Below are 23,542 nucleotides of genomic sequence, written 5' to 3'. Positions count from 1 at the left end.
GGCACGGCGGCCGGCCTGACCGCCGCGGGCACGGCCGCCGCCCTACTGGCACGACGACGCCACCACCGCCGTTGAGCACGGCGGTCGCCGCGGACGCCGGCCCAGGCGGGGGCCGGCACAGCCAGCCGGGCTGACCGCCGTGACCACGGCCGCCGCCCTGCTGGCACGGCGGCGCCGCCAGCGCCGTTGAGTGCGGCGGTGGCGGGCGCCCGCGACGGGTGGACGGGTACGGCCGGATGGCCGCCCGTGCGGTCAGACCGCGCGCCTCGTCTCGTCCTGCCGGCTGGCCAGTGCCCAGATCACGAAGACGTCGATCGCCATCTGGATCACCGACCAGACGGGCGCGTACGGCAGGAACAGGAACTGCGCGACGAGGCTGAGCGAGGCCAGCGCGATGCCGGCGAAGCGGGCCCACGCCATGTCCCTGAGCAGCCCGAACCCGGTGACCAGGACCAGCGCGCCGAGCACGACGTGCAGGACGCCCCAGCCGGTGAGGTTCATCTCGTAGACGTACGTGCCGACGCTGGCGTACACGTCGTCCTCGGCGATCGCCGCGATGCCCTGGAGCACCGCGAGGGCGCCGTTGATCAGCATCAGGACGCCCGCGAAGACGACGCCTCCGGTCACCCAGCCTTGGTGCCGGGCGGCGGAACGCGCGGACGAGGAGGCACCGGGGTTCGGTGCGGCGTGCTGGGTCATGAGGGTGATCCCTTCTCACGGTTCCTCCGAGCCTGTGCCGGACCGCCACCGGCGACCACGCGGGATACGCCGAACGGGTGAAGGACGTCGGAGCGGGTTTACGGCACAGAACATGCGGCCCCGGACACCCTCGCGTTGACTGGCGACGGCAGGCACGGGCGGAACACGCCGGAGGACCCCATGACCACGCCGGGCAGCGCACACGGGCCCCGAGCGGTGTGGAGCACCGCCCGGTCCTGGCTGCTGTGGACCGGCGGCACGGTGGTCACGGTGGTGGCGGCCTACTTCCTGCTCCCGCTCGACGCGCTGGGACCGCACCGCCCCGGTCTGAGCTGGCTGCTGTTCGCCCTGCTGCTGGCCGGCGTCGCCGTCCTGCTGCTGCGCCAGGTGCACCACGTCCTCACCGGCCGCCCGGAGACCCGCCCGGGGCTGGCCATCACGCTGCTGATCCTGCTGTCCGTGCACACCTTCGCCGCCGCGTACTACATCCTCGCCAAGCAGCCCGGGGAGTTCCACGGGCTGCGCACCCGGGTGGACGCCCTGTACTTCACCGTGGTCACTCTCGCCACCGTCGGCTACGGGGACATCACGCCGCGCGGACAGACCGCGCGAGTGGTGACGGTCGTGCAGATCCTGTACACGTTCGTCTTCCTGACGGCCGCCGTGACGGCGCTGAGCGAGCGGGTGCGGGACCTGGTCACCCGCCGCCCCTGAAGATCCACCGGCCCCGAGGCGTGGTTGTCACCACCCGGTCCCGAGCACTAGTGTCACCACGCCTTGGTGAACGGGAAATCGGTGCGACACCGGTGCGGCCCTCGCCACTGTGATCGGGAAGTCCGGCTCCAGCCCCTTGCGAGGGGGCAGCCACTGGGTCCTCACGGACCCGGGAAGGCGGAGTTCGGGCGGTGGTACCCGTCAGCCAGGAGACCGGCCAAGGCGCGTCGTCCATCCACGAGGTGCTGGAGAGGGTCTGCCGAGTCATGCACATAGCCGAGGGTTTCCTGCCTCCGGCGCACGCGATCGCCTGGGGTGTCGCGTCCGCGCCGTTCGTCGTCCACGGAGTACGTTCCCTCACCCGTGAGGTCCGCGAGCATCCGGAGAGCACCCTGCTCCTCGGTGCCGCCGGGGCCTTCACCTTCGTCCTGTCCGCCCTGAAACTGCCGTCGGTGACCGGGAGTTGCTCCCATCCCACCGGCACCGGGCTCGGCGCGATCCTGTTCCGCCCGCCGATCATGGCGGTGCTCGGCACGATCACCCTGCTGTTCCAGGCGCTGCTGCTGGCGCACGGCGGGCTGACCACGCTCGGCGCCAACGTCTTCTCCATGGCGATCGCCGGCCCCTGGGCCGGGTACGCCGTCTACCGGCTGCTGCGCCGCCTCGACGTGCCGCTGATGGCCACGGTGTTCTGCGGCGCGTTCGTCGCCGACCTGGTCACGTACTGCGTCACCAGTGTGCAGCTCGCGCTGGCCTTCCCCGACCCGAGCAGCGGGTTCTGGGGCGCGCTCGGCAAGTTCGGGTCCATCTTCGCGGTCACGCAGATCCCGCTCGCGGTGAGCGAGGGGCTGCTGACGGTGCTGGTGATGCGGCTGCTGGTGCAGTCCAGCGCGGGGGATCTCACCCGGCTCGGCGTGCTGCTGACGGCCAGGGCGACGAGCGACGAGCGGACGGCGGTGGCCCGGTGAAGCGGAACACACGGATCAACCTCCTGCTGCTGCTCGCGGTGGCCGCGCTGGCCGTGCTGCCCCTGGTGTTCGGGCTCGGCGACCACAAGGCGGAGCCGTTCGCCGGGTCCGACGCCGAGGCGGAGACCGCGATCACCGACATCGAACCGGACTACAAACCGTGGTTCTCGCCCCTGTACGAACCCCCGTCCGGGGAGATCGAGTCGGCGCTGTTCGCCGTGCAGGCGGCGCTCGGCGCGGGCGTGCTGGCGTACTACTTCGGGCTGCGCCGGGGCCGGCGGCAGGGCACCCGCGAACAGCATGAGCGGGCCGAGCGGACCGAGTGGGCCGAGCAGCTGCACGAGGACGCCTGAGTGCTGCCGATCGACGCGGCGGCGCACAGCAGCCGCTGGCGCCGCCGGCATCCGGTGGACAAGGCGGTGCTCGCCCTGGGCCTCACGGTGCTGGCGATCTCGCTGCCGCCCTGGCCGGGCGCGGCCCTGGTGCTGGTGACGGCGCTGACCGTGCTGCTCGGCCCGGCCGGGGTGCCGGCCCGGCGGCTGTGGCGGGCGTACCGGGTGCCGCTCGGGTTCTGTGTGACGGGCGCGCTGCCGCTGCTGGTGCGGGCCGGCGGGCCGGGCCCCTTCCTGGGCCTGGCCGCGGACGGCCCGGTGCGCGCCGGTGAGCTGCTGCTGCGCACCTCGGCCGGCTCCCTCGGGGTGCTGCTGTTCGCCTTCACCACCCCGATGTCCGACCTGCTGCCCCGGCTGGTGCGGGCCGGGGTGCCGGCCCCGGTGGTGGACGTGGCACTGGTGACGTACCGGATGAGTTTCCTGCTCCTGGACTCGGTGCGCCGGGTCCGCGCCTCGCAGGCCGCGCGGCTCGGGCACAGCACGCGGGCCGCGGCCTGGCGTTCGCTGGGCGGGCTCGGCGCCACCGCGTTCGTGCGGGCCTTCGACCGGGCGGCGCGGCTGCAGACCGGACTGGCCGGCCGCGGCTACGACGGCACGCTGCGGGTCCTGGTCCCGCCGGCCCGGGTCTCCGGCCGCTTCACGGCGGCGAGCCTCGCCCTGCTCACCGCGCTGACCGCGCTCACCTTCGTCCTGAGAGGTCCGCTGACATGAGCGAGCCGGCACTCCTCGCCCTGCGCGGCGCGTCCTTCGGCTACGAGGACGGTCCCGCCGTGCTCGACGGGCTGGACTTCGACGTGCCCGAGTCACGGGCCCTGGCGCTGCTGGGCCGCAACGGCAGCGGCAAGACCACGCTGATGCGGCTGCTGAGCGGCGGACTGCGGCCGCGGAGAGGGGAGCTGACGGTCCGCGGCGAGCCGGTGACGTACGACCGGAAGGGGCTGACCCGGCTGCGGACCACCGTGCAGGCGGTGGTGCAGGACCCGGACGACCAGCTCTTCGCCGCGTCCGTCGGGCAGGACGTGTCGTTCGGGCCGCTCAACCTCGGTCTGCCGGACGCCGAGGTCCGCGCCCGGGTCGCCGAGGCGCTGGCCGCGCTGGACATCACGGCGCTCGCCGACCGGCCCACCCACCTGCTGTCGTACGGGCAGCGCAAGCGGGCCGCGATCGCGGGGGCGGTCGCGATGCGGCCGAGGGTGCTGATCCTCGACGAACCGACCGCCGGGCTCGACCCGGACGGCCAGGAACGCCTGCTGACCACCCTCGACGCGCTGCGCGCCGACGGCACCACCGTGGTCATGGCCACCCACGACGTCGACCTGGCGCTGCGCTGGGCCGACGACGCGGCGCTGCTCACCCCGGACGGCGTGCACACCGGGCCGGCCGCCGGGATGCTGGCCCGCACGGATCTGCTGTCCCGTGCGGGCCTGCGGCTGCCGTGGGGCATCGCGGCGGCCCGGCTGCTGCGCGCCCGGGGCCTGCTGCCGGACACGGCACCGGGGCCGCGTACGGCGGAGGAACTGGCGGCGGTGGCGGAGCCGTCGCTCAGACCGGCACCGCCTCGCTCTCGTTGAGGGACCGGATCAGCGCGGTGCGGGCACGGGCCACGCGGGAGCGGACCGTGCCGACCGGGCAGTCGCTGACCGCGGCGGCCTGCGCGTAGGGCAGCCCGAGCAGCTGGGTCAGGACGAACGCCTCGCGGCGGTCGGCGGGCAGCGCGTCCAGCAGTCCGGCGAGGGCGATCCCCTCGTCGAAGCCGGGCAGGTCGCGCGCCTGGGCGCGTTCGACGGCCGCCGCCCAGTCCGCGGTGTCCGACAGCCGGGGCCGGCGGGTGGTGCGGCGGATGCTGTCGGCCACCGCGCGCCGGGCGATGGACAGCAGCCAGGTACGGGCCGAGCAGCGGCCCTCGAACCGGTGCAGGCTGCCCAGGGCCCGCAGGAACGTCTCCTGGGTCAGGTCGTCGGCGCTCTGCGGATCGGCGCCGAGGAACGTCACGTGGCGGCGGACGTCGCGGTGCAGGGCCCGGACGAAACGCTCGACGGCGTCCGGGTCGCCGGTCCGGGCGGCCAGCGCCCAGGCGGTTATCGACTCCTCTCCCGGCTGCTCGGGCTCTCTTGGCGGGTACGGCGGCAAGACGGCAGTGGTCACCTGTGTGTCCTCGCGGTTGCGCGACCGGCGTCCGGGCAGCGGCGGCCGACGGGCACGGCGGCCCGGGCCGGTGAAGGGTGGCGGCCGGGCACGGCTGTGCGCGGCCGGTGCCCGGGGCGGCGGACGGCAGAGCGGTCCGCGACGGCCTCGGGAAGCCGGCTGTCGTCAGGCGACAGCGAACCCTTCCGGCGGACCCCGGGGCGTGATCGCGTACGCGAGCGGGAGCGGCCGCGGGGCGCCCCCGTCATCGGCCCGGCGGGCCCGGACCGGCGGGCGCCCCGGCAGCGCGGGAACCCGGGGCAGCGGGCGCAGCGGTGCGCGCAGCCACCCGGCGACGGCCCGCAGGAGACGGAAGGCGGCGCGTTCGCCGTACGCCAGCCAGGCGCCGCTGAGCAGGGCGGCGAGCAGGTGCGCGGCGAGCATGCCGGGCGCGGCGGCCGGGCCCTGCTCCATCACAGCCGGGCCCTGCTCCATCACATGGGCATGGCCCATCTCCATCGCGCCCATGCCGGACGGGCCGGACATCCCGCCCGCCGCTCCCGCCCCCGCCCCCGCCCCCTGCCCGAAGGAGAAGAAGCCGTGCAACGCCCCCTGCGCGGCCACCGTGAAGGCACCCACCGGCACCGGTCCGCGCTCCCGCCCCGCGAGCCACCAGGCCGCCCCGCCGGTGAGCACCGCACCACCCGTCACGGCCGGCCACGGCACCGCCGTACCGGACATCAGGACGTGCCCCAGGGCGGCGAGCAGCACGCAGACGGCCGCGAACACCGCGGCGCGCACCGTGCGCGAGCACCACCCGGCGGTCATGACCCCCCTCCCCCTCCCCCTCCCCCTCCGCCCTCCGTACCTCCGGGAATACGCACAGCGCCCCGGACCCCCTCACCCGGTGACGCAGGTCACACACCACTCCCCCGGACGGACGAGCGTCCCACATCACACCGCCGAAGAGAACAAGGTCACAAGTGCGCCCTCTGCTGCCCGTCCGCCGTCCTGCCCTAGCATCCGAGCATGACGGTCCTGCCTGACGACGGGCTCCCGCCGGCGGCCGAGTTCCCTGACGCGACACATGAGCAGTGGCAGCACCTCGTGGCGGGTGTCCTGCGCAAGTCCGGCAAGGAGTTCTCGGACGACGCCGAGGCGGAGCAGAAGCTCTCCACCGCGCTGGAAGACGGGCTGCGCGTCCGGCCCCTCTACACCTCCAGGGACACCGCGCCCAACCCCGGACTGCCCGGCTTCGCGCCCTTCGTGCGCGGTGGCCGGGCCGAGGGGCACACGGCCGGCGGCTGGGACGTGCGCCAGCGGCACACGGTCGCGGACCGGGGCGCGGTCCTGGCCGACCTGGAGAACGGCGTCACCTCCCTGTGGCTGGCCGGCCTCCCGGTCGCGTCCCTCGCCGACGCGCTGGACGGCGTCCACCTGGACCTGGCGCCCGTCGCCCTGGACGCCGGCGCCCAGTCCGAGGCGGCGGCGCGGCGGCTGCTCGGGCTGTACGAGGAGCGCGGCGTCGCCCCCGAGGCGGTGCGCTGCACCCTGGGCGCCGACCCGCTGGGCCACGAGGCGCGCACGGGACGGCCGTACGACGTCGCCTGGGCGGTGGTCCGGGAGCGCGCCGAGAGGTTCCCGGGGCTGCGCGCGCTGACCGTGGACGCGCTGCCGTACCACGAGGCCGGCGGGTCGGCGGCGCAGGAACTGGGCTGCGCGCTGGCGACCGGCGTGGCGTATCTGCGCGAGCTGACCGGCGCCGGGCTGAGCGCCGAACAGGCCTGCGGGCAGCTGGAGTTCCGGTACGCGGCCAGTGCCGACCAGTTCCTGACCATCGCCAAGCTGCGCGCGGCCCGGCGGCTGTGGGCGCGGGTGGCCGAGGTCTGCGGGGCGCCCCGGGCGGGCGCGCAGCTCCAGCACGCGGTGACCTCGCCGGTGATGATGGCCCGCCGCGACCCGTGGGTGAACATGCTGCGCACCACGGTCGCCGCGCTGGCCGCCGGGGTGGGCGGCGCGGACGCCGTGACGGTGCTGCCGTTCGACGACGCGCTGGGTCTGCCGGACGCGTTCGCGCGCCGGATCGCCCGCAACACCTCCACCATTCTGATCGAGGAGTCGCACCTGTCCCGGGTGATCGACCCGGCGGGCGGTTCCTGGTACGTGGAGCGGCTGACCGACGAACTCGCCCACGCCGCCTGGGCGTTCTTCCAGGAGATCGAAGGCGGCGGGGGCCAGCGGGCGGCGCTGCGCTCGGGGCTGGTCGGGGACCGGCTGGCCGCGACCTGGGCGGCGCGCGGCGCGAAGCTCGCCACCCGGCGGGAGCCGGTCACCGGGGTGAGCGAGTTCCCGCACCTGGCCGAGGAGCCGGTGGTGCGCGCCCCCGCGCCCGAGCCGCCGTCCGGCGGGCTGCCCCGGGTGCGCCGGGACGAGGCGTTCGAGGCGCTGCGGGCCCGCTCCGACGCGCACCTCGCCGCCACCGGGACCCGGCCGCGGGTGTATCTGGCCGCGCTCGGCCCGGCCGCCGCGCACACCGCCCGCCTCTCCTTCGCCGCCAACCTGTTCCAGGCCGGCGGCATCGAGACCGTCACCGAGGGCAGCTTCGAGGCGAGCGGGGCGCGGGAGGCGTGCCTGTGCTCCAGCGACGCGCTCTACGCGGAGCAGGCTGCCGACGCCGCCGCGCGGTTGCGGACGGCGGGCGCCGGGCACCTGTTCCTCGCCGGTCGCCCGGGGCCGTACGAGGGCGTCGACACCTATGTCTTCGCCGGCTGTGACGCCGTATCCGTGCTGACCGCCACGCTCGACCGTATGGGAGTGTCCCGATGACCGTCCCCGACTTCTCCGGGATCGAACTGGGCACGCCGTCCGCCGACGCCGGCGCCGACGAGTGGCGGGCGGCGGTGAAGCACGCGGCCGGCGGCGACGCCCCGCGCTGGGAGACCCCGGAGGGCATCGCGGTCAAGCCGCTGTACACCGGACAGGACCTGGCGGGCCTGGACTTCCTGGACACCTACCCGGGCATCGCCCCGTACCTGCGCGGCCCGTACCCGACGATGTACGTGAACCAGCCCTGGACGATCCGCCAGTACGCCGGTTTCTCCACCCCCGAGGAGTCCAACGCCTTCTACCGCCGCAACCTGGCCGCGGGCCAGAAGGGCCTGTCGGTCGCCTTCGACCTGCCCACCCACCGCGGTTACGACAGCGACCACCCGCGGGTGACCGGGGACGTCGGCATGGCGGGCGTGGCGATCGACTCGATCCTCGACATGCGGCAGCTCTTCGACGGCATCCCGCTGGACCGGATGACGGTGTCGATGACGATGAACGGCGCGGTGCTGCCGGTGCTGGCGCTGTACATCGTGGCGGCGGAGGAACAGGGCGTGCCGCCCGAGAAGCTGGCCGGGACCATCCAGAACGACATCCTCAAGGAGTTCATGGTCCGCAACACCTACATCTATCCGCCGAAGCCGTCGATGCGGATCATCTCCGACATCTTCGGCTACACCTCGCGGCGGATGCCCCGCTACAACTCGATCTCCATCTCCGGCTACCACATCCAGGAGGCGGGCGCGACGGCCGACCTGGAGCTGGCCTACACCCTCGCCGACGGCGTCGAGTACATCCGCGCGGGCCGCGAGGCCGGGCTGGACGTGGACGCCTTCGCCCCCCGCCTGTCCTTCTTCTGGGCGATCGGCATGAACTTCTTCATGGAGATCGCCAAGCTGCGCGCGGCCCGCCTGCTGTGGGCGAAGCTGGTGCGGCGGTTCGACCCGAAGAACGCCAAGTCGCTGTCGCTGCGCACCCATTCGCAGACCTCCGGCTGGTCGCTCACCGCCCAGGACGTCTTCAACAACGTCACCCGGACCTGCGTGGAGGCGATGGCGGCCACCCAGGGCCACACCCAGTCGCTGCACACCAACGCCCTCGACGAGGCGCTCGCGCTGCCCACCGACTTCTCCGCCCGCATCGCCCGCAACACCCAGCTGCTCATCCAGCAGGAGTCCGGCACCACCCGGGTGATCGACCCGTGGGGCGGCAGTGCCTACGTGGAGAGGCTGACGCACGACCTCGCGCGCCGCGCCTGGCAGCACATCGAGGAGGTCGAGCGGGCCGGCGGCATGGCGCGGGCCATCGACGCGGGCATCCCCAAGCTGCGCATCGAGGAGGCGGCGGCCCGCACCCAGGCCCGGATCGACTCCGGCCGGCAGCCGGTGATCGGCGTCAACAAGTACCGGGTCGGGGCCGACGAGAAGATCGACGTGCGGTCGGTCGACAACTCCTCGGTGCGGGAGCGGCAGCTGGCCAAGCTGCGGCAGCTGCGGGCGGAGCGGGACGAGGGGGCCTGCCGGGCCGCGCTGGACGCGCTGACCCGAGCCGCCGACGGCGACGGCAACCTGCTGGAACTGGCGGTGGACGCGGCCCGGGCCAAGGCCACGGTCGGGGAGATCTCCGACGCCCTGGAGAAGGTCTACGGACGCCACGCGGGCCAGATCCGTACCATCTCCGGCGTGTACCGCAACGAGGCCGGAGAGGCACCGAACGTGGACCGCACCCGGACCCTGGTGGACGCCTTCGCCGAGGCCGAGGGACGCCGCCCGCGGATACTGGTCGCCAAGATGGGCCAGGACGGCCACGACCGCGGCCAGAAGGTCATCGCCACCGCCTTCGCCGACCTCGGCTTCGACGTGGACGTCGGCCCGCTGTTCCAGACCCCGGCCGAGGTGGCCCGGCAGGCGGTCGAGGCGGACGTGCACATCGTCGGGGTGTCCTCGCTGGCCGCCGGGCACCTCACCCTGGTGCCGGCGCTGCGCGAGCAGCTCGCCGAGGAGGGCCGGGCGGACATCATGATCGTGGTCGGCGGCGTCATCCCGCCGCAGGACGTGCCCACCCTGCTGGAGATGGGCGCGGCGGCGGTCTTCCCGCCCGGGACGGTGATCCCGGACGCGGCCTACGACCTGGTGGCCCGGCTGGCGGCCGGTCTCGGCCACGACGACCTGTGATGCCCGACACCGACGGTTACGTCAAGGGCGTTCTCGATGGCAAACGTGCGGTGATCGCCAGGGCCATCACCCTGGTGGAATCGACCCGCCCGCAGCACCGCGCCCTGGCCCAGGAGTTGCTGACCGAGTTGCTTCCGCACAGCGGCCGGGCGCGGCGGATCGGGGTCAGCGGGGTGCCCGGGGTCGGCAAGTCGACGTTCATCGACGCCTTCGGCACGATGCTGACGGGGCTCGGCCACCGGGTGGCCGTGCTCGCCGTGGACCCCTCCTCCACCCGTACCGGCGGCTCCATCCTCGGCGACAAGACCCGGATGGAACGCCTCGCCGTCGACCCGGCGGCGTTCGTCCGCCCCTCCCCCACCGCCGGCACCCTCGGCGGGGTGGCGAAGGCGACGCGCGAGTCGATCGTGGTGATGGAGGCGGCCGGCTACGACGTGGTCCTGGTGGAGACGGTCGGCGTCGGCCAGTCCGAGACGGCCGTCGCCAACATGGTCGACACCTTCCTCCTCCTCACGCTGGCCCGCACCGGCGACCAGTTGCAGGGCATCAAGAAGGGCGTGCTGGAACTGGCCGACGTGATCGCGGTCAACAAGGCGGACGGCCCGCACGAGCGCGACGCGCGGTCCGCCGCCCGGGAACTGTCCGGTGCCCTGCGCCTGATGCACGGCAAGGACGCGTTCTGGACCCCGCCGGTCCTGCATTGCAGCGCCCGCGAGTCGACCGGCCTGGACACCGTCTGGGACCGCCTGGAGCAGCACCGCGCACTGCTCGACTCCACCGGCCGGCTGGCACGGCGGCGCCGCGACCAGCAGGTCGACTGGACCTGGACGATGGTCCGCGAGGAACTGCTGGACCGGCTGCGCACCGACCCGGCGGTCCGCGCGCTCGCCCCCGGCCTGGAGCGACGGGTCCGGGCGGGCGAGGTGACGGCGACCCGGGCGGCGGAGGAGATCCTGAACGCCTTCGAACAGCGTGACTGACGGTGGTTATGCTCCCTGGGTGACGACGTACGACCATGATTATGTGAAGGACGGCGCGGAGATCTACCGGCAGTCCTTCGCCACCATCCGCGCGGAGGCCGATCTCGGGAGGCTGCCGGCCGAGGTGAGCCGGGTGGCGGTTCGGATGATCCACGCCTGCGGCATGGTCGACCTCGTCGAGGACCTGGCGTACTCGGCGGGCGTGGCGGGCAGCGCACGCGCCGCGCTGCGCGCCGGGGCACCCGTCCTGTGCGACGTGCGGATGGTCGCGAGCGGCATCACCCGCTCCCGTCTCCCCGCCGGCAACGAGGTGCTGTGCACCCTCGCCGACCCGGCCGTCCCGGACCTGGCCGCCCGGCTCGGCACCACCCGCAGCGCCGCCGCGCTGGAGCTGTGGCGGGAGCGGCTGGACGGCGCGGTGGTGGCGGTGGGCAACGCGCCGACGGCACTGTTCCGGCTCCTGGAGATGATCGGCGAGGGCGCCGGACGGCCCGCCGCCGTGATCGGCGTCCCGGTCGGCTTCGTCGGCGCGGCGGAGTCCAAGGACGCGCTGGCGGCCAACCCGTTCGGGCTGGAGTACCTGGTGGTGCGGGGGCGGCGCGGGGGCAGTGCGATGGCGGCGGCGGCGGTCAACGCGCTGGCGAGCGAGCAGGAGTAGACGTCACCCGGTGATCCGGGCGAGGGCCGCCTCGGGATCGGGGACCACGGGCACCCCGTCCGGCACGGGCGGCCTGCGCACGACCACCACCGCCAGCCCCGCCTCCCGGGCGGCCGTCAGCTTCGGCGCGGTGGCCGCGCCTCCGCTGTCCTTGGTGACGAGGACGTCGATCCGGTGCCGGGCCAGGAGGTGCCGCTCCCCGTCGAGGGTGAACGGTCCCCGGTCGAGCAGTACCTCCATGCGGGGCGGGTGCGGAGGTTCGGGCGGGTCGACGGACCGGACGAGGAACCACAGGTCGTCCGGGGCGCCGGCGAAGGCGGCGAGGCCCATCCGTCCGGTGGTGAGGAAGACGCGGCGGCCGAGGGAGGGCAGCAGCGCGGCGGCCTCCGGCAGGGACCCGGCCTCGCGCCAGTCGTCCCCCGGCTGCGGTCGCCAGCCGGGCCGTCGCAGTACGAGCAGGGGTACGCCGGTCAGGGCGGCGGCGTGGGCGGCGTTGCGGCTGATGGTGTCGGCGAAGGGGTGGGTGGCGTCTACGACGGTGTCCACGGCGCGCGTCCGCAGCCACTCGGCCAGCCCGTGCGCCCCGCCGAAGCCGCCGACGCGCAGCTCACCGGGGGGTGTGCGGGGCGCGGCGACCCGGCCGGCGAGGGAGGTGGTCACCCGGGTGTCCGGCCGGGCGGTGAGCAGCTCGGCGAGCCGGCGGGCTTCGGCGGTCCCGCCGAGGACGAGTACGTGCACGTCAGCCCTGCCCCGGGGGCTTCCGTACGGCCCACTGGGTGACCGGCATGGCCTGCCGCCAGCCGGTGAAGCCGCCCACGGGGACGGCGTGCGCGACGGCGAGGCGGACGAGGTCGCCCCCGTGGCGGCGGTGCGCGTCGGCGAGGACCGCCTCCGACTCCAGCGTCACGGTGTTGGCGACCAGCCGCCCGCCGGCCGCGAGTGCCTCCCAGCAGCCGTCCAGCAGACCGGGCGCGGTGAGCCCGCCGCCGACGAACACGGCGTCGGGAGCGGGAAGTCGCCCGAGTACCTCGGGCGCTTCACCGGTGACGACCTGGAGCCCCGGCACCCCCAGCCGCTCGGCGTTGCGGGCGATCCGCTCGGCCCGCGCGGGGTCCCGTTCGACGGTGACGGCACGGCAGGAGGGGTGGACCCGCATCCACTCGACGGCGACGGACCCGGAGCCGCCGCCGATGTCCCACAGCAGTTCGCCGGGGGCGGGGGCGAGGACGCCGAGGGTGGCGGCGCGGACGTGCCGCTTGGTGAGCTGCCCGTCGTGCTCGTAGGCGTCGTCCGGCAGGCCCGGTACGGCGCCGAGGTGCGGAGCGTCAGCGGCCCGGCGGCACTCGACGGCGACGAGGTTGAGGGGGTCGCCGGGCGGTCGCGTCCAGTCGTCGGCGGTGGCCGCGTCACCGGTGTGCTCCTCGGCGGCGCCGAGGCGCTCCAGGACCCGCATCCGGCTCGGCCCGAAGCCACGGTCGCGCAGCAGGGCGGCGACGGTGGCCGGGGTGGCGGCGTCGGCACTGAGCACCAGGAGCCGCCGGCCGTGATGCAGCGCGGCGGCCAGTCGGGGGGCGGGACGGCCGACGAGGGTGACCACCTCGACGTCCTCCAGCGGCCAGCCGAGCCGGGCGGCGGCGTAGGAGACGGAGGACGGGTGCGGCAGGACGTGCACGGCACCGGCGTCCAGTACTTCGGTCAGCGCCCGGCCGATGCCGTAGAACATGGGGTCGCCGCTGGCCAGGACGGCGATCCGGCGCCCTTCGTGCGCGGCGAGCAGGCCGGGGACGGCGGGGCGCAGCGGGGACGGCCAGGCGACCCGCTCTCCCGCGCACTCGGGCGGCAGCAGGTCGAGCTGGCGCGGGCCGCCGAGGACGACGTGGGCGGCGCGCAGGACGGTCCGGGAGGCGTCCGGGATGCCGGTCCAGCCGTCGGCCCCGATGCCGACGACGGTCACGGGCGGGGAGGGGACGCGGTTCACGGCTCGGTTCCTTGGGTCTGGCGGTGCGGGGCGAGGACCTCGCACTTTACGGGGCGGCGAACGGCCACGGCGCACTCGGGCGGGGTGGAGGTCGGTCACCTCGGCCCGGCCGCCGCCCGAGCATCGCCCGCGTTCTCGGCTGTCACCGGGTGCGGCCGGGGTCAGATCCAGTCGTCGGGGCCGGCGTAGCCGAGGCGGTCGGCCACCTGGAGGGTGGGGGCGTCCAGGATCCGTTCGATCATGGCCGCCCGGTCCTGCCAGCGGCCGGCCCGGGGCCGCGCCGTGGCGACCACGGGGGCGATGCCGTGGTGGACGGCGTGCCGGAACGCGCCCTCCACCGGGATGCCGAGCCAGTCGCTCAGCCGCTCGAAAGCGGCGATACGACGGTCCGCTCCGCCGATGAGGTCCTCGAACCGCAGGGTGATGCTGTCGGTCCTGGTGCGGTCGAGGTCGTCCAGCACCGCTTGGTGGCTGCTGCGCCACTGGTAGGCACACACTTCGGGCAGCGGCGCGGCCGTGTACCGCTGCCAGCCAGGGGGCAGGTCGAACTTCCACCACCACCGGTTGTCCGGACATCGCTCGACGTAGTCGCTGATGGTCAGGGGCGTGGCCATCCGGTGGGCGTGGAAACCGTTGTGCAGCCAGCCGTCGTACAGGCCGTTCACCGCGGCGGCCGGATTGCGGGTCAGATGCAGGACGCGCAGGCGGGCGTGCGGGAACAGCGCGCGCAGGAAGTCCAGCCGGTAGGCGTTGCTCGGGGTCTTGATGACCAGGGTCCGGTCGCGCAGGTCGGCCGGGCCCGCCCGGCGCCAGGGCCTGGCCACCACGAAGGGGGGTTCCTCGACGAGGAACCCCCCGGGCGCCCGCGCTGAGGGGGCGCCGAACACCTTGGGGTGCAGGAGCCCCTTCGGCAGGTCGTAGTACCACGGACTGATCCGCACACCCTGCCGGCGCAGTTCGCGCAGCACGGTCACGGTGACCGCCGCGGGGTCCCACGCCCGCGCGCCGCCCAGGGCGTGGCGCACCTGGCCGGCCACGGCGAGCGGGTCGAGCGACAGTTCCGGCCACTGCACGGCGAGCCGCCATGCCACATCGAGCGAGAACTGCTCCGGGTCGGGGATGTCGGCGACCGTGCCGGCGTCCCGGGCCAGTTCCTCGTCGAGCAGTTCCCTAGCGGCCGGGTCCAGCGTCACCGCGTGGGACGCGTCGAGCCGGTCCGAGTCGGTGCCGCTGTCGGGGAAGCCCAGCCCGGCCAGCCGCAGGAACGGGTTGATCTCCGCCTGGAGGTGCAGCAGCGCCCGCGAGGTGCGCAGCATCTCGGTGACCATGCTGGAGCCGCCCCGCGAGCTGGAGGCGACCACCAGGACGGAGCGGACCCGCGTGGAGAAGTGCCTGACGTCGCTGTGGCGCAGGGGACGCAGTTCCGCGAGCCGGTTGTGCAGTCGGTGGAACGCGTCGGAGACACCGGACGCGTGCACAGGCAGGGTCATACGGTCCTCACCGCGGCTTCCTGAGCGAGTACACGCACCATCGCCACTGGTCCCGGATGGAGCCGTCGGACTGGATCTCGAACGGGTGCACCTCTCTGACCTCGCGTGGCGCCTCGTAGTACAGCCGCTGGATCTCCCGGCGGTGCGCGGGGGTCGTCTCGTGCGTGTCGATCCACTGGTCGATGGACTCCCACAGCAGGTACTCCGTCATCCGCACGTCGACGAAACCGGCGTCGACCAGCAGGGAACGGAACTCCGGCTCGCGGAACATCTGGTACAGCAGCGGCTGCTTCTTCTTGAAGACGCGGTACATCCAGAAGGCGTCCTCGTCGGCGAACGGCACTATCTGACCGACGATGAACTGACCGCCCGGCCGCAGCACGCGGAAGATCTCCGACACCGGCCGCTCGGGCTGGGGCAGCAGGTGCAGCACCTCGCGGGTGACCACCAGGTCGAAGGAGGCGTCGGGATAGGGCAGGTCGTACACGGTGCCCTGGTCGACGCGGTCCAGCCGGGTCGAGGCCAGCGCCACCATCTCCGGCGTGAGGTCCAGGCCGATCATCTCGCCGACCCGGCCCTTGAACGAACCGCCGACCACGCCGCTGCCGCAGCAGACGTCGAGCATCCGGGCGTCGGGCGGCACGTCGCACAGCTCCGCGTGCCTGGCGAGCAGTTCCTCGTCGGTCAGCCATGCGCACGAGTCGTGCCAGTCCTTCGAGCGGATGCCGAACTGGCGCTGGTAGACGCCGTAGTCGATGTCCAGCTCACGGCGCTGGTGGCGGGCGGTCCGGCTGGCCAGCCGGGCGGCGAGCCGGGCCCGCGTGGCGTCCAGGGCGCGCGCCACCACGCGGTGGCCCAGGCGCTCGTCGGCGTCCATGCACCGGGTGAACCCGGTGTCCACGACGCTCTGCAGGAGGTGGCCGACCTCGGGGTTCCGCAGCCGTTTCTTGGTCTGTCCGTCGAACTTGGGCCCCACCATCCGCAGCGAGACCACCGCGGTGAGCCCTTCGAGGATGTCGACCGTGGTGATCCGCTCGCCGGTGCGGGCGTCCAGCAGGCCGTGGGCGGCGGCGTACCGGTTGATCACCGCGGCGAGGGCGGCCCGGATGCCGTCCACGTGGGCGCCGCCCTGGTCGGTGCGGACACCGTTGACGAAGCTGCGCAGGCTCTCGGTGTAGCCCTCGGTCCACTGGAAGGCGAGGTCGAAGGAGAGCGTGTCGTCGGCGTGCGAGACCACCACCGGCTCGGGGTGGACGAGGGCCGCGTCGGCGTTGAGGTGGTCGAGGAAGGCCCGCACCCCGCCGTCGAAGCGGTACTCGGTCACCGTCCCGCTGCGCTCGTCCACGAGCCTGATGGTGAGTCCGCTGTGCAGGAAGGCGATCTCCTGGAGCCGCTCGCCGATGATCCGCGCGGAGAACTCGCAGGTGTCGAAGATCTCCGGATCCGGCCGGAAGGTGACGGTGGTGCCCCGCCGGTCCGTGGCGCCCGCGTCGGCCAGATCCGCGCTCGGTTCGCCCCGGACGTACTCCTGCACGTGGTGGACGCCGTCGCGCCGGATGTCCACCCGCAGTGACTGCGCCAGCGCGTTGACGCAGGACAGCCCCACGCCGTGCAGACCGGCGGACCGGACGTAGGAGCCGCCGCCGAACTTGCCGCCGGCGTGCAGCGTGGTGAGCACCACCTCGCAGGCGGGCCGGCCGGTGCCGGGATGGGGATCGACCGGGATGCCCCGGCCGTCGTCCTCGACCGCGCACGAGCCGTCGGCACCCAGCGTCACCGACAGGGTGCGGCAGTAGCCGGCTTCGTACTCGTCCACGGCGTTGTCGAGCAGTTCGTGGACGAGGTGGTGCAGGCCGTCCGAGTCGGTGGACCCGATGTACATCGAGGGGTTGCGGCGTACGGCCTGGAGCCCGGAGAACACCACGATCGCGGACGCGTCGTACCGTGTGTGCGCGGCCTGTGCGACGGGGGTGAGCAGGTCGTCAGTCATCGGTCGCTCCGTGGGACGTGGGGAGGGCGTCCGCGTCCGGGGCGCCCGTCAGGCTCACGAGCGCCGCGTCGAACCGGACGGTGTGCCGTTTCTTCAGCGCGGCCAGGGTGGTGAGCCAGCTCGCGATGTCGGCGTGGCCCTCCTCGTGGGCGGTCGCGGTCAGCCGGGGATAGAGCTCGCTCGCGTCCTGGAGCGCGCCCGCCACGGACGAGGCCACGTTCAGCCGTGTCTCGCCGATGTCGTTCCGCTGCTCGGGACCGGTGGCGTCGCGGAGCACGTCCAGGTGGCCGTGGACGGCGCAGCCGGTGCTCTCGGCCAGTTCCGTGAAGAGCCGGGCGATCTCGGTGTGGCCCTCGATCTCGGCGATCTGGGCGAAGTAGGTGTAGCGCAGCATGGCCGTCGCCTCCGACGCGAGGGCCGAGCGCAGGCCGGCGGCGAGGACGTCACTCAGAAGCGCCATGGGTCTCCGTACCTTGTCGGGCGGCCCGTGGGGCCGAATGCGGTTCGCTGTGTTGTCTCTTCGCCGTCCCCGCGCGGACGGCGGCCGGGCCCCCCGGTTCGCCCTACTGGGGGCCGGAGGCCGGGGTGGACGGTTTGGTCCCGGACGCCAGGACGAACAGCATGTGGTCGACGAAGCGCCCGTCGGACTCGAGTACGGAGTGCAGGGCGAGGAACTCGGCGGAGGCGTCGCGGTAGACCGCGCGGATGGCCTCCCGGCGCTCCTCCTCGATGGCGCCGTTGTCCGACCAGACGTCGACGTCCTCCACGGACACGTACCGCCGGGGCTCTTCCGGGTCGCAGCCCGCCGTGCGGAGGAGTTCCGTCAGGTCCGCGGGGAGGAAGAAGTGCCGGCGCACCGGGTTGCGCAGCCGCAGGATCTCGAAGTACTCGTCGCGGTCCTGCTCGCCGTAGGCGCACAGGTTGATGATCACGACGCGGCCGCCGGGCCGCACGACCCGGACCATCTCCGCGACCGCCGCGGGCAGGTCCATGAACTGCACGCCCTGGCGGCACACCACCAGGTCGAACTCGTCGTCCTCGAAGGGCAGGTTCTCGGCCGGCGCCACCACCAGCCGGCTGAGGTGCGGCCGGGCCTGCTCGGCCATCTCCTCGGTGACGTCGACCCCCACCACCTCGGCGACCCGCCCGGTGAACAGGCGGGACACCAGTCCGGTGCCGCAGGCCACGTCGAGTACCCGGTCACTCGGCCCGGGTGCGGTCATGTCCAGCAGGACGCTGCCGAGTTCGCTGTCGGTGCACCAGGAACTCGACCGGTCGTAGGTGGCGGCCCGCAGGGCGAAGTGCCGGCTGACATCGTGGCGGCTGATCGTCAAAGCGACTCCTGGCGGTCGGCTGGTCGGCCCCCGGTGCGGTGCCCGGGCGAGGCGGGAGGTACGGGGCTGGGGGAAGGGCGGGCGCGGTCGGGGCTCAGGACGGTCCGTGCCGCGCCGCGGGCCCCTGCCTTCAGCCGCAGCCACCGGACGTAGGCGTCCCGGCGGAGCCGGGCGCGGTGGTTGCCGTCCTCGCGCATCGAGCGGTACTCGATCCGGGTGCGCAGCCACACCGACCGCAGCGCCACCGCCGGCGGCCACGGGTCGGGGACGGCCGCGGCCCGGGGATCGACCGGATAGCCGAGCGACTGCTTCACCGGCCCGGTCACCTTGTCCACCCACAGGCGCTCGCGGGTACTGAGCCCCCGGCGGCCGGTGCCGATCCGGTCGGTGCTGACCGGCTGTCCCGCCCGGCGCCAGGCGTCGGCGAGCGCGGCCGTCTGCCGGGCGGCGGCGGACGTGTGGTGGTGCAGCATGGCCGGCTCGGGCTTCTCCCCGAGGAAGTCGCAGAGCCTGCCGATCTCCTCCTCCGGACGGGACACCAGGTCCTCGTACCGCAGCAGGTGCACCACGTCGGGGCCCCAGGTGTCGAGTGCGGCCCGGGCGCTGTCCTGCTGGGCCCGCCACAGCCTGGCCATCCGGTGGGGATGGCTGGGGCCGAAGACCGCGCGCTTCGACGAGGCCGCGACGTCGCACGGGTCCCGGACCAGCCAGACGAACCGGGCGGCGGGGAAGACCTGGAGGACCTCCGCGACATGGTCGACCATGAAGGTGCTCTTGCACCCCCAGCGTGCCTTGCCCGTGGCCACCCGGTGCTGCTCGTAGACCGCCGCGACGATCCCGAACAGTCCCGGGCCGGACGGCTCGGCGACGAGCGCGCCGGGCCGGACCGGATGGGGCCACGGATGGATGTGCCGGCGCAGCAGGCCGACGGCGTCGCCGACGGCCCGTGCGCGGTTCCGCCGGTCCGCCAGGTCCCCGTAGGACCCGGCGAGCGGAGCGAGGTACCGCAAGAAGTGCGGCGGGTGCGGAATGGTGATCCGCGAGTGCGACTCCAGGATGAGCCGCAGCAGGTTCGAACCGGACCGTTCGGTGCCGATGATCAGGACAGGGCTCTCGGCTCCTGGTGCCGTCATGCCTGGGTGGTGGTGGTCAGCGATCCCATCTTCTTGGCGCCGCACTCCATCAGGCTGCTGCCCGCCGCCGCGACCTCCGGGGAGGCGCACGCGTCGAGCGTGAACCGGTCCGAACCGGGTGCCAGCGGGCCGGCCGCCGAGCTGAACTCGGCGCGCCACTTGGTGCCCGCGTAGGAGGTGGAGCGCTCCTGGCCGTCGTCGGGCTGCGGGTGGAAGTACTGGAAGTTCTCCGGGTAGTGGCGGAACTCCATGACCGGGCCGGGCTGGTAGGAGTCGTAGATGCGCTTGTAGGCGTCCCGGCAGACCGCCTCCGGCAGGCCGCTGACGTTGAGGAACTCGTCCTCGTGCAGGGCCTGTTCGACGGACAGCCAGTTGAGGTGGTCGATCTCGGAGCGGATCAGGCCCGAGCCGATCGCCTGCTTGTAGACCGTGGTGCCGGGCATCGCCGACAGGTACTTCACACGTGTCACATGGTTGTAGGTCTCGGCGAACTCGACCATGTGGTTGAGCGACTCCTCGCTCTCGTTGGGCAGCCCCACGATGAGCAGGGAGCCGAACCGCACCCCGGCGTCGAAGGTGGTGCGCATCGCCCGCACGGTGAGGTTCTCGCTGCTGCCCTTGCGGGCCTCGCGCAGCACGTCACTGCCGAGCGACTCCACGCCGTAGAGGATGATGTCGCAGCCGGAGTCCCGCATCGCGTTGATCCTGGGGACGTCCATGTCGGCACAGCGGGTCAGACAGGTCCAGCCGATGTCGTAGTCCTTGATGACATCGCACATCTCGATGGTCTGTTTGCGGTGGGAGCTGAACGTCAGGTCGACGAAGAAGCAGAAGTCGATCCCGTACTGGCTCTTGAGCCAGTCCATGTCCTTGTCCATCTTCTCCTGCGACTTCGCCCTGACCTGGGGAGTCGTGCGGTAGCAGAAGGAGCAGTCCATCTTGCAGCCGCGGCTGTAGGAGGAGATGATCTGGGGCTGCATGCCCATCGGGCTGTGGTACTGCGGCCACAGGTCGAGCCGCGGCCTCGGCAGCGCGTCGAGGTCCATCATCTGGCCCCGCGGACGGGTGCGCTTCGGCCCGCCCTCGGCGCGGTAACAGATGCCGCGGATGTTGGGCAGGTCGCGGGACCACTTGCCGGCGGTGTAGCTCTCCATCAGCTCCAGGATGGTGAGTTCGCCCTCGCTGATGACAGCGATGTCCGCGGCCGTCTTCTGCATGAAGATGTGCGGGACGGAGGTGGCCAGCGAGCCGCCGACGATGATGGGCATGTCCGGAGCGGACTCCCGTACCTTCGCCATCAGTTCGCGGCAGAAGGGGAAGTTGTCCTCGAAGGTGCACACGCCCAGTACGTCGGTGTCGCCGATGATCTGGTCGTACGCCGTCCGCAGCGGGTCGAGGTCGTACCGGACGTCGATGATCTTCACCGGGTAGCCGGCGTTGTGCAGCACGGTGGAGATGTAGCTCGCGCCCTCGTAGGGCGAGGTGAGGAAGAACTCCCAGCCACGCGGCATGGTGAACGGGGAGGGGCCGACGACCAGCGTGAAACGGGGCTTCGACGGATCGGTCGGAACCGGCGACGCGTCCTGTTCCCGCATCTGGTTGATGAAGTGATGGTCGACCAGTTCATCGGCATTGGCGTACAGCTCAATGGCGAGCGATTTCGGTGCCATGGGACACTCCTTCTTCGGCCGGCTTTCCGTGCGTAGTCAGCTGCTTTTCTGCCGGTCGCCGTCCTGCGCGACGGTGTGCGACTGGGTGGCGAACTCGTGCCAGAACTTGACATATTCACCCGCGAGATCAGCGATGATCTCGGAACAGTGCTGAGGGATGCCGTCGACGAGTCGATCCCACTTTTGCACGACTTGGGTCTGCGCGTCGAACAACCTCAACAAGGTACGACCTGTCTCCGTCGAACGAAGAGAGGGATCCTTGAGCAAGCGCTGCACGAGGACCGCCGGGGTCCGGGCCCGGTCCCGCAGCGCGCCGGGACCGGCGGGCCGTGACGGCAGGTGCCGCACGCCCTCGTCGGGGCGCCCCTGGGACGGGGCACCGGAGTTGCGCCGCTCACGCTCGGGGACCGGGTCGCGTCCCGAGGACACTCTCTCCCGCACGTCGTGAGCGGTTGCGACGGAGATCCTGGCCTCCTTGGCGACGGCCCGCAGCGGCATCTCGGGATGGGCGGCGATCAGCCGGCCGGCCCGTTCCCGGCCGGCCGCGGCGCTGATCGGGCGGACCCGGCCGTCCCGGCCGACGCGGGTGTTCGAGGGGGGAGTGTCCGCAGTCGAACGCCGGCGGATGGCGGCGATGGTCTTCGGGGACAGTCCGCTGACCCGTGCGATGGCGCGGTTGGACCACTGGGGGTGGGACGTGATGATGCGGGTGGCCGCCACGGTCCGGTCCGCCAGGGTCAGCGGCAGTCCGTGGCCGGTGTTGTTGCGCACCGCGAGGACGAAGGCGTCGGCCTGCGACCCGTCGAAGAAGCGGACGGCTATCTCGGTCCGGCCGCGCAGCCGGGCGACCCGCAGCCGGTGAATACCGTCGATCACCCGCATGGTGGGCCGGTGGACCAGGATGGGGGGCATTTCACTTTCGGACGCCAGGAGGAGCTGGGTATGTTCTAGGTCCTCCCCTTCGAGGCGGGGGTAATCCGCAACGGACAGCCAGTCGACCGGAATCAAGTGGGTCGGCTCATCGGGCGCGGCCAGTCCAATTTCTGCCTCAGGTGACAACGGACCTCCACTCGCTGGGCACAGTGGAACATTCAGCTGGCGGGCGTAGCGGAACGCCCTCTTCAACAGGCAGGGTACGAGCCGCCGATCAATATCCGATCAATGGCCGATCAGCGACTGACGGAAGGGAAATAGTGCAGAACATCCTCGTTGTATCCCTGGATACCGTTCGGGCCGATGTCGCCTATTCGGGCAAGATGACGGGGATCGAGGCCCTGCGACGCGGCGGCGTGACGTTCCGTCAGGCCGTGTCGTCGGCCCCGTTCACGCCCGTCAGCCACGCGACCGTCTTCACCGGTCTGCAGCCCGCCCGGCACGGCATCCGCCACCTGCTGCGCGAGCGGCTCGACCCGGACGTCACCACGCTGGCCGAGCGGCTCAAGGACGCCGGCTACGCCACCGGGGCGGTGGTCTCCTGCCCGGGTCTGAACAGGTGGTACGGCATGGACCGGGGGTTCGACCACTACGACGACGAGATACCGCGGCTGCCCGATGGCAGTGACCCGCTGACGACCCCGGACGTCAAACAGCGCGGACTGGCCCTGAAGCGCGCCCCCTTGGTGGTGGAACGCGCCCTGGAATGGCTGAAGCACCAGGACGGGCCGTTCTTCCTCTTCGCCCACTTCTTCGACGCCCACTGGCCGTACGAGCCGCCCGAGGACTTCTGCCCCGAGGCCGCCAACCCCTACGAGGGGGAGGTGGCCTACAGCGACCACTACCTGCAGCAACTGCTCCGGGGCATGGCGGAGCTCGGGCACGCGCCGGAGGACACCCTGATCGTGTGTTTCTCCGACCACGGCGAGGACTTGGCGGGGTGGTACCCCAACGACCACGCGGGCTCCCGCGGGCACCCCTACGAGGACGGCCACGGCTGCCTGCTGTTCGACGCCACCCAGCACGTGCCGCTCGTCATCGGCGGGCCGGGACTGCCGTCCGGCGTCGAGGTCGACGCGCAGGTGCGCCTGGTGGACATCGCGCCGACCGTGCTGGACCTGCTGAGCATGGACAAGGAGGACCTCGACGGCGTCTCACTCGCCGAGTTCTTCGGCCCGGACGGGGCGGGGACCTCGCGGCCCGCGTACAGCGAGACGTATTACCCGGAGGAGCGCCGGGCCGACGGGCAGTACCCCGATCTGGTCCCGCTGGCCGCGGTACGGCTCCAGGACGACGAGCACGGTGGCCGCCGGAAGGTGATCTGGGAGATCGGCACGGACACGGTGGAGCTGTACGACCTGCGGTCCGACCCGGACGAGCAGCGGGGACACACGATGTCGTCCGCCCCGGCGGTCCCGCGGAACTGACCCGGCACCCGGCAGGCCGTCCAGCTGCCCCCGCCGAGGCCGGCGACCTGGC

The 23,542-nt window shown here is 73.0% G+C and carries 22 protein-coding genes and 1 riboswitch; of the genes, 10 read left to right on the top strand and 12 right to left on the bottom strand.

The annotated features are described in order from the left end of the window. Positions 1-252 precede the first annotated feature (252 nt). On the bottom strand, positions 253-699 hold the full coding sequence (locus tag AB0G32_RS21240) for a hypothetical protein (protein WP_361165192.1): 447 nt from the start codon (positions 697-699) through the stop codon (positions 253-255). A 180-nt stretch (positions 700-879) separates the two neighbouring features. Between AB0G32_RS21240 and AB0G32_RS21235 the strand changes: the two genes are divergently transcribed. From AB0G32_RS21235 to AB0G32_RS21215, 5 genes are all read left to right on the top strand, one after another. Then, positions 880-1,413 (top strand): potassium channel family protein, encoded by a 534-nt coding sequence (locus tag AB0G32_RS21235; protein WP_361165189.1) that lies wholly within the window; start codon positions 880-882, stop codon positions 1,411-1,413. Positions 1,414-1,460: 47 nt separating this feature from the next. Continuing rightward, positions 1,461-1,650: riboswitch (cobalamin riboswitch) on the top strand. A 29-nt stretch (positions 1,651-1,679) separates the two neighbouring features. Then, positions 1,680-2,381 carry an energy-coupling factor ABC transporter permease gene (locus AB0G32_RS21230; RefSeq protein WP_361165186.1) on the top strand — a complete coding sequence of 234 codons (702 nt, stop codon included), beginning with the start codon at positions 1,680-1,682 and terminating at the stop codon, positions 2,379-2,381. Then, on the top strand, positions 2,378-2,734 hold the full coding sequence (locus AB0G32_RS21225; RefSeq protein WP_361165183.1) for an energy-coupling factor ABC transporter substrate-binding protein: 357 nt from the start codon (positions 2,378-2,380) through the stop codon (positions 2,732-2,734). Before AB0G32_RS21230 ends, AB0G32_RS21225 begins: the two co-directional genes overlap by 4 nt. Then, the gene (gene cbiQ, locus AB0G32_RS21220) at positions 2,735-3,484 is read left to right on the top strand and encodes a cobalt ECF transporter T component CbiQ (RefSeq protein ID WP_361165180.1); all 750 of its coding nucleotides are present in this window, start codon (positions 2,735-2,737) and stop codon (positions 3,482-3,484) included. Further along, the gene (locus tag AB0G32_RS21215; RefSeq protein WP_361165177.1) at positions 3,481-4,344 is read left to right on the top strand and encodes an ATP-binding cassette domain-containing protein; all 864 of its coding nucleotides are present in this window, start codon (positions 3,481-3,483) and stop codon (positions 4,342-4,344) included. The genes cbiQ and AB0G32_RS21215 overlap by 4 nt, the downstream gene beginning before the upstream one ends. Here the strand turns inward: AB0G32_RS21215 and AB0G32_RS21210 are convergent. Beyond that, positions 4,316-4,918, bottom strand: a complete 603-nt coding sequence (locus tag AB0G32_RS21210) for a sigma-70 family RNA polymerase sigma factor (RefSeq protein ID WP_361165174.1) — start codon at positions 4,916-4,918, stop codon at positions 4,316-4,318. The two genes, AB0G32_RS21215 and AB0G32_RS21210, sit on opposite strands and share 29 nt — an antisense overlap. Positions 4,919-5,083: 165 nt before the next feature. Then, positions 5,084-5,725 (bottom strand): hypothetical protein, encoded by a 642-nt coding sequence (locus AB0G32_RS21205; RefSeq protein ID WP_361165171.1) that lies wholly within the window; start codon positions 5,723-5,725, stop codon positions 5,084-5,086. 201 nt (positions 5,726-5,926) lie between these two features. On the opposite strand from AB0G32_RS21205, the gene AB0G32_RS21200 reads away from it, so the two are divergent. From AB0G32_RS21200 to AB0G32_RS21185, 4 genes are read left to right on the top strand one after another with little or no spacing between them, the layout of a single operon-like run. Further along, positions 5,927-7,723 carry a methylmalonyl-CoA mutase subunit beta gene (locus tag AB0G32_RS21200; RefSeq protein WP_361165168.1) on the top strand — a complete coding sequence of 599 codons (1,797 nt, stop codon included), beginning with the start codon at positions 5,927-5,929 and terminating at the stop codon, positions 7,721-7,723. Then, positions 7,720-9,897 (top strand): methylmalonyl-CoA mutase, encoded by a 2,178-nt coding sequence (scpA, locus tag AB0G32_RS21195; protein WP_361165166.1) that lies wholly within the window; start codon positions 7,720-7,722, stop codon positions 9,895-9,897. The genes AB0G32_RS21200 and scpA overlap by 4 nt, the downstream gene beginning before the upstream one ends. Further along, entirely contained in the window at positions 9,897-10,877 is a 981-nt protein-coding gene (meaB, locus tag AB0G32_RS21190) for a methylmalonyl Co-A mutase-associated GTPase MeaB (RefSeq protein WP_361165163.1), read from the top strand. Before scpA ends, meaB begins: the two co-directional genes overlap by 1 nt. A gap of 19 nt (positions 10,878-10,896) precedes the next feature. Further along, the gene (locus AB0G32_RS21185) at positions 10,897-11,535 is read left to right on the top strand and encodes a precorrin-8X methylmutase (RefSeq protein ID WP_361165160.1); all 639 of its coding nucleotides are present in this window, start codon (positions 10,897-10,899) and stop codon (positions 11,533-11,535) included. A gap of 3 nt (positions 11,536-11,538) precedes the next feature. Here the strand turns inward: AB0G32_RS21185 and AB0G32_RS21180 are convergent, their stop codons facing one another. From AB0G32_RS21180 to AB0G32_RS21140, 9 genes are all read right to left on the bottom strand, one after another. Next, positions 11,539-12,273, bottom strand: a complete 735-nt coding sequence (locus AB0G32_RS21180; RefSeq protein ID WP_361165157.1) for a cobalt-precorrin-6A reductase — start codon at positions 12,271-12,273, stop codon at positions 11,539-11,541. A 1-nt stretch (position 12,274) separates the two neighbouring features. Continuing rightward, positions 12,275-13,489 (bottom strand): precorrin-6y C5,15-methyltransferase (decarboxylating) subunit CbiE, encoded by a 1,215-nt coding sequence (cbiE, locus tag AB0G32_RS21175; RefSeq protein ID WP_361165210.1) that lies wholly within the window; start codon positions 13,487-13,489, stop codon positions 12,275-12,277. 185 nt (positions 13,490-13,674) lie between these two features. Then, positions 13,675-15,003, bottom strand: a complete 1,329-nt coding sequence (locus AB0G32_RS21170; RefSeq protein ID WP_361165154.1) for a sulfotransferase — start codon at positions 15,001-15,003, stop codon at positions 13,675-13,677. Positions 15,004-15,010: 7 nt separating this feature from the next. Beyond that, complete coding sequence (locus AB0G32_RS21165) at positions 15,011-16,993, bottom strand: methyltransferase domain-containing protein (protein ID WP_361165151.1); 1,983 nt, start codon at positions 16,991-16,993, stop codon at positions 15,011-15,013. Continuing rightward, positions 16,986-17,453, bottom strand: a complete 468-nt coding sequence (locus tag AB0G32_RS21160; RefSeq protein ID WP_361165148.1) for a rubrerythrin family protein — start codon at positions 17,451-17,453, stop codon at positions 16,986-16,988. Before AB0G32_RS21160 ends, AB0G32_RS21165 begins: the two co-directional genes overlap by 8 nt. Positions 17,454-17,556: 103 nt before the next feature. Continuing rightward, the gene (locus AB0G32_RS21155) at positions 17,557-18,327 is read right to left on the bottom strand and encodes a methyltransferase domain-containing protein (RefSeq protein WP_361165146.1); all 771 of its coding nucleotides are present in this window, start codon (positions 18,325-18,327) and stop codon (positions 17,557-17,559) included. Continuing rightward, the gene (locus tag AB0G32_RS21150) at positions 18,324-19,460 is read right to left on the bottom strand and encodes a sulfotransferase (RefSeq protein ID WP_361165143.1); all 1,137 of its coding nucleotides are present in this window, start codon (positions 19,458-19,460) and stop codon (positions 18,324-18,326) included. The genes AB0G32_RS21155 and AB0G32_RS21150 overlap by 4 nt, the downstream gene beginning before the upstream one ends. Continuing rightward, positions 19,457-21,130: a radical SAM protein gene (locus AB0G32_RS21145; RefSeq protein ID WP_361165140.1), complete on the bottom strand. Its 1,674-nt coding sequence runs from the start codon at positions 21,128-21,130 to the stop codon at positions 19,457-19,459. The genes AB0G32_RS21150 and AB0G32_RS21145 overlap by 4 nt, the downstream gene beginning before the upstream one ends. Positions 21,131-21,166: 36 nt before the next feature. Beyond that, the gene (locus AB0G32_RS21140; protein WP_361165137.1) at positions 21,167-22,042 is read right to left on the bottom strand and encodes a streptomycin biosynthesis protein; all 876 of its coding nucleotides are present in this window, start codon (positions 22,040-22,042) and stop codon (positions 21,167-21,169) included. 281 nt (positions 22,043-22,323) lie between these two features. Between AB0G32_RS21140 and AB0G32_RS21135 the strand changes: the two genes are divergently transcribed. Further along, the gene (locus tag AB0G32_RS21135; protein ID WP_361165134.1) at positions 22,324-23,490 is read left to right on the top strand and encodes a sulfatase; all 1,167 of its coding nucleotides are present in this window, start codon (positions 22,324-22,326) and stop codon (positions 23,488-23,490) included. The last annotated feature ends 52 nt before the right edge of the window (positions 23,491-23,542 follow it).

Origin of the sequence: Streptomyces sp. NPDC023723 (assembly GCF_040639815.1) — a bacterium.
GTDB lineage: Bacteria > Actinomycetota > Actinomycetes > Streptomycetales > Streptomycetaceae > Streptomyces.
Note: the sequence above shows the minus strand (reverse complement) of the source record. Positions and strands in the feature narration are given on the sequence as shown.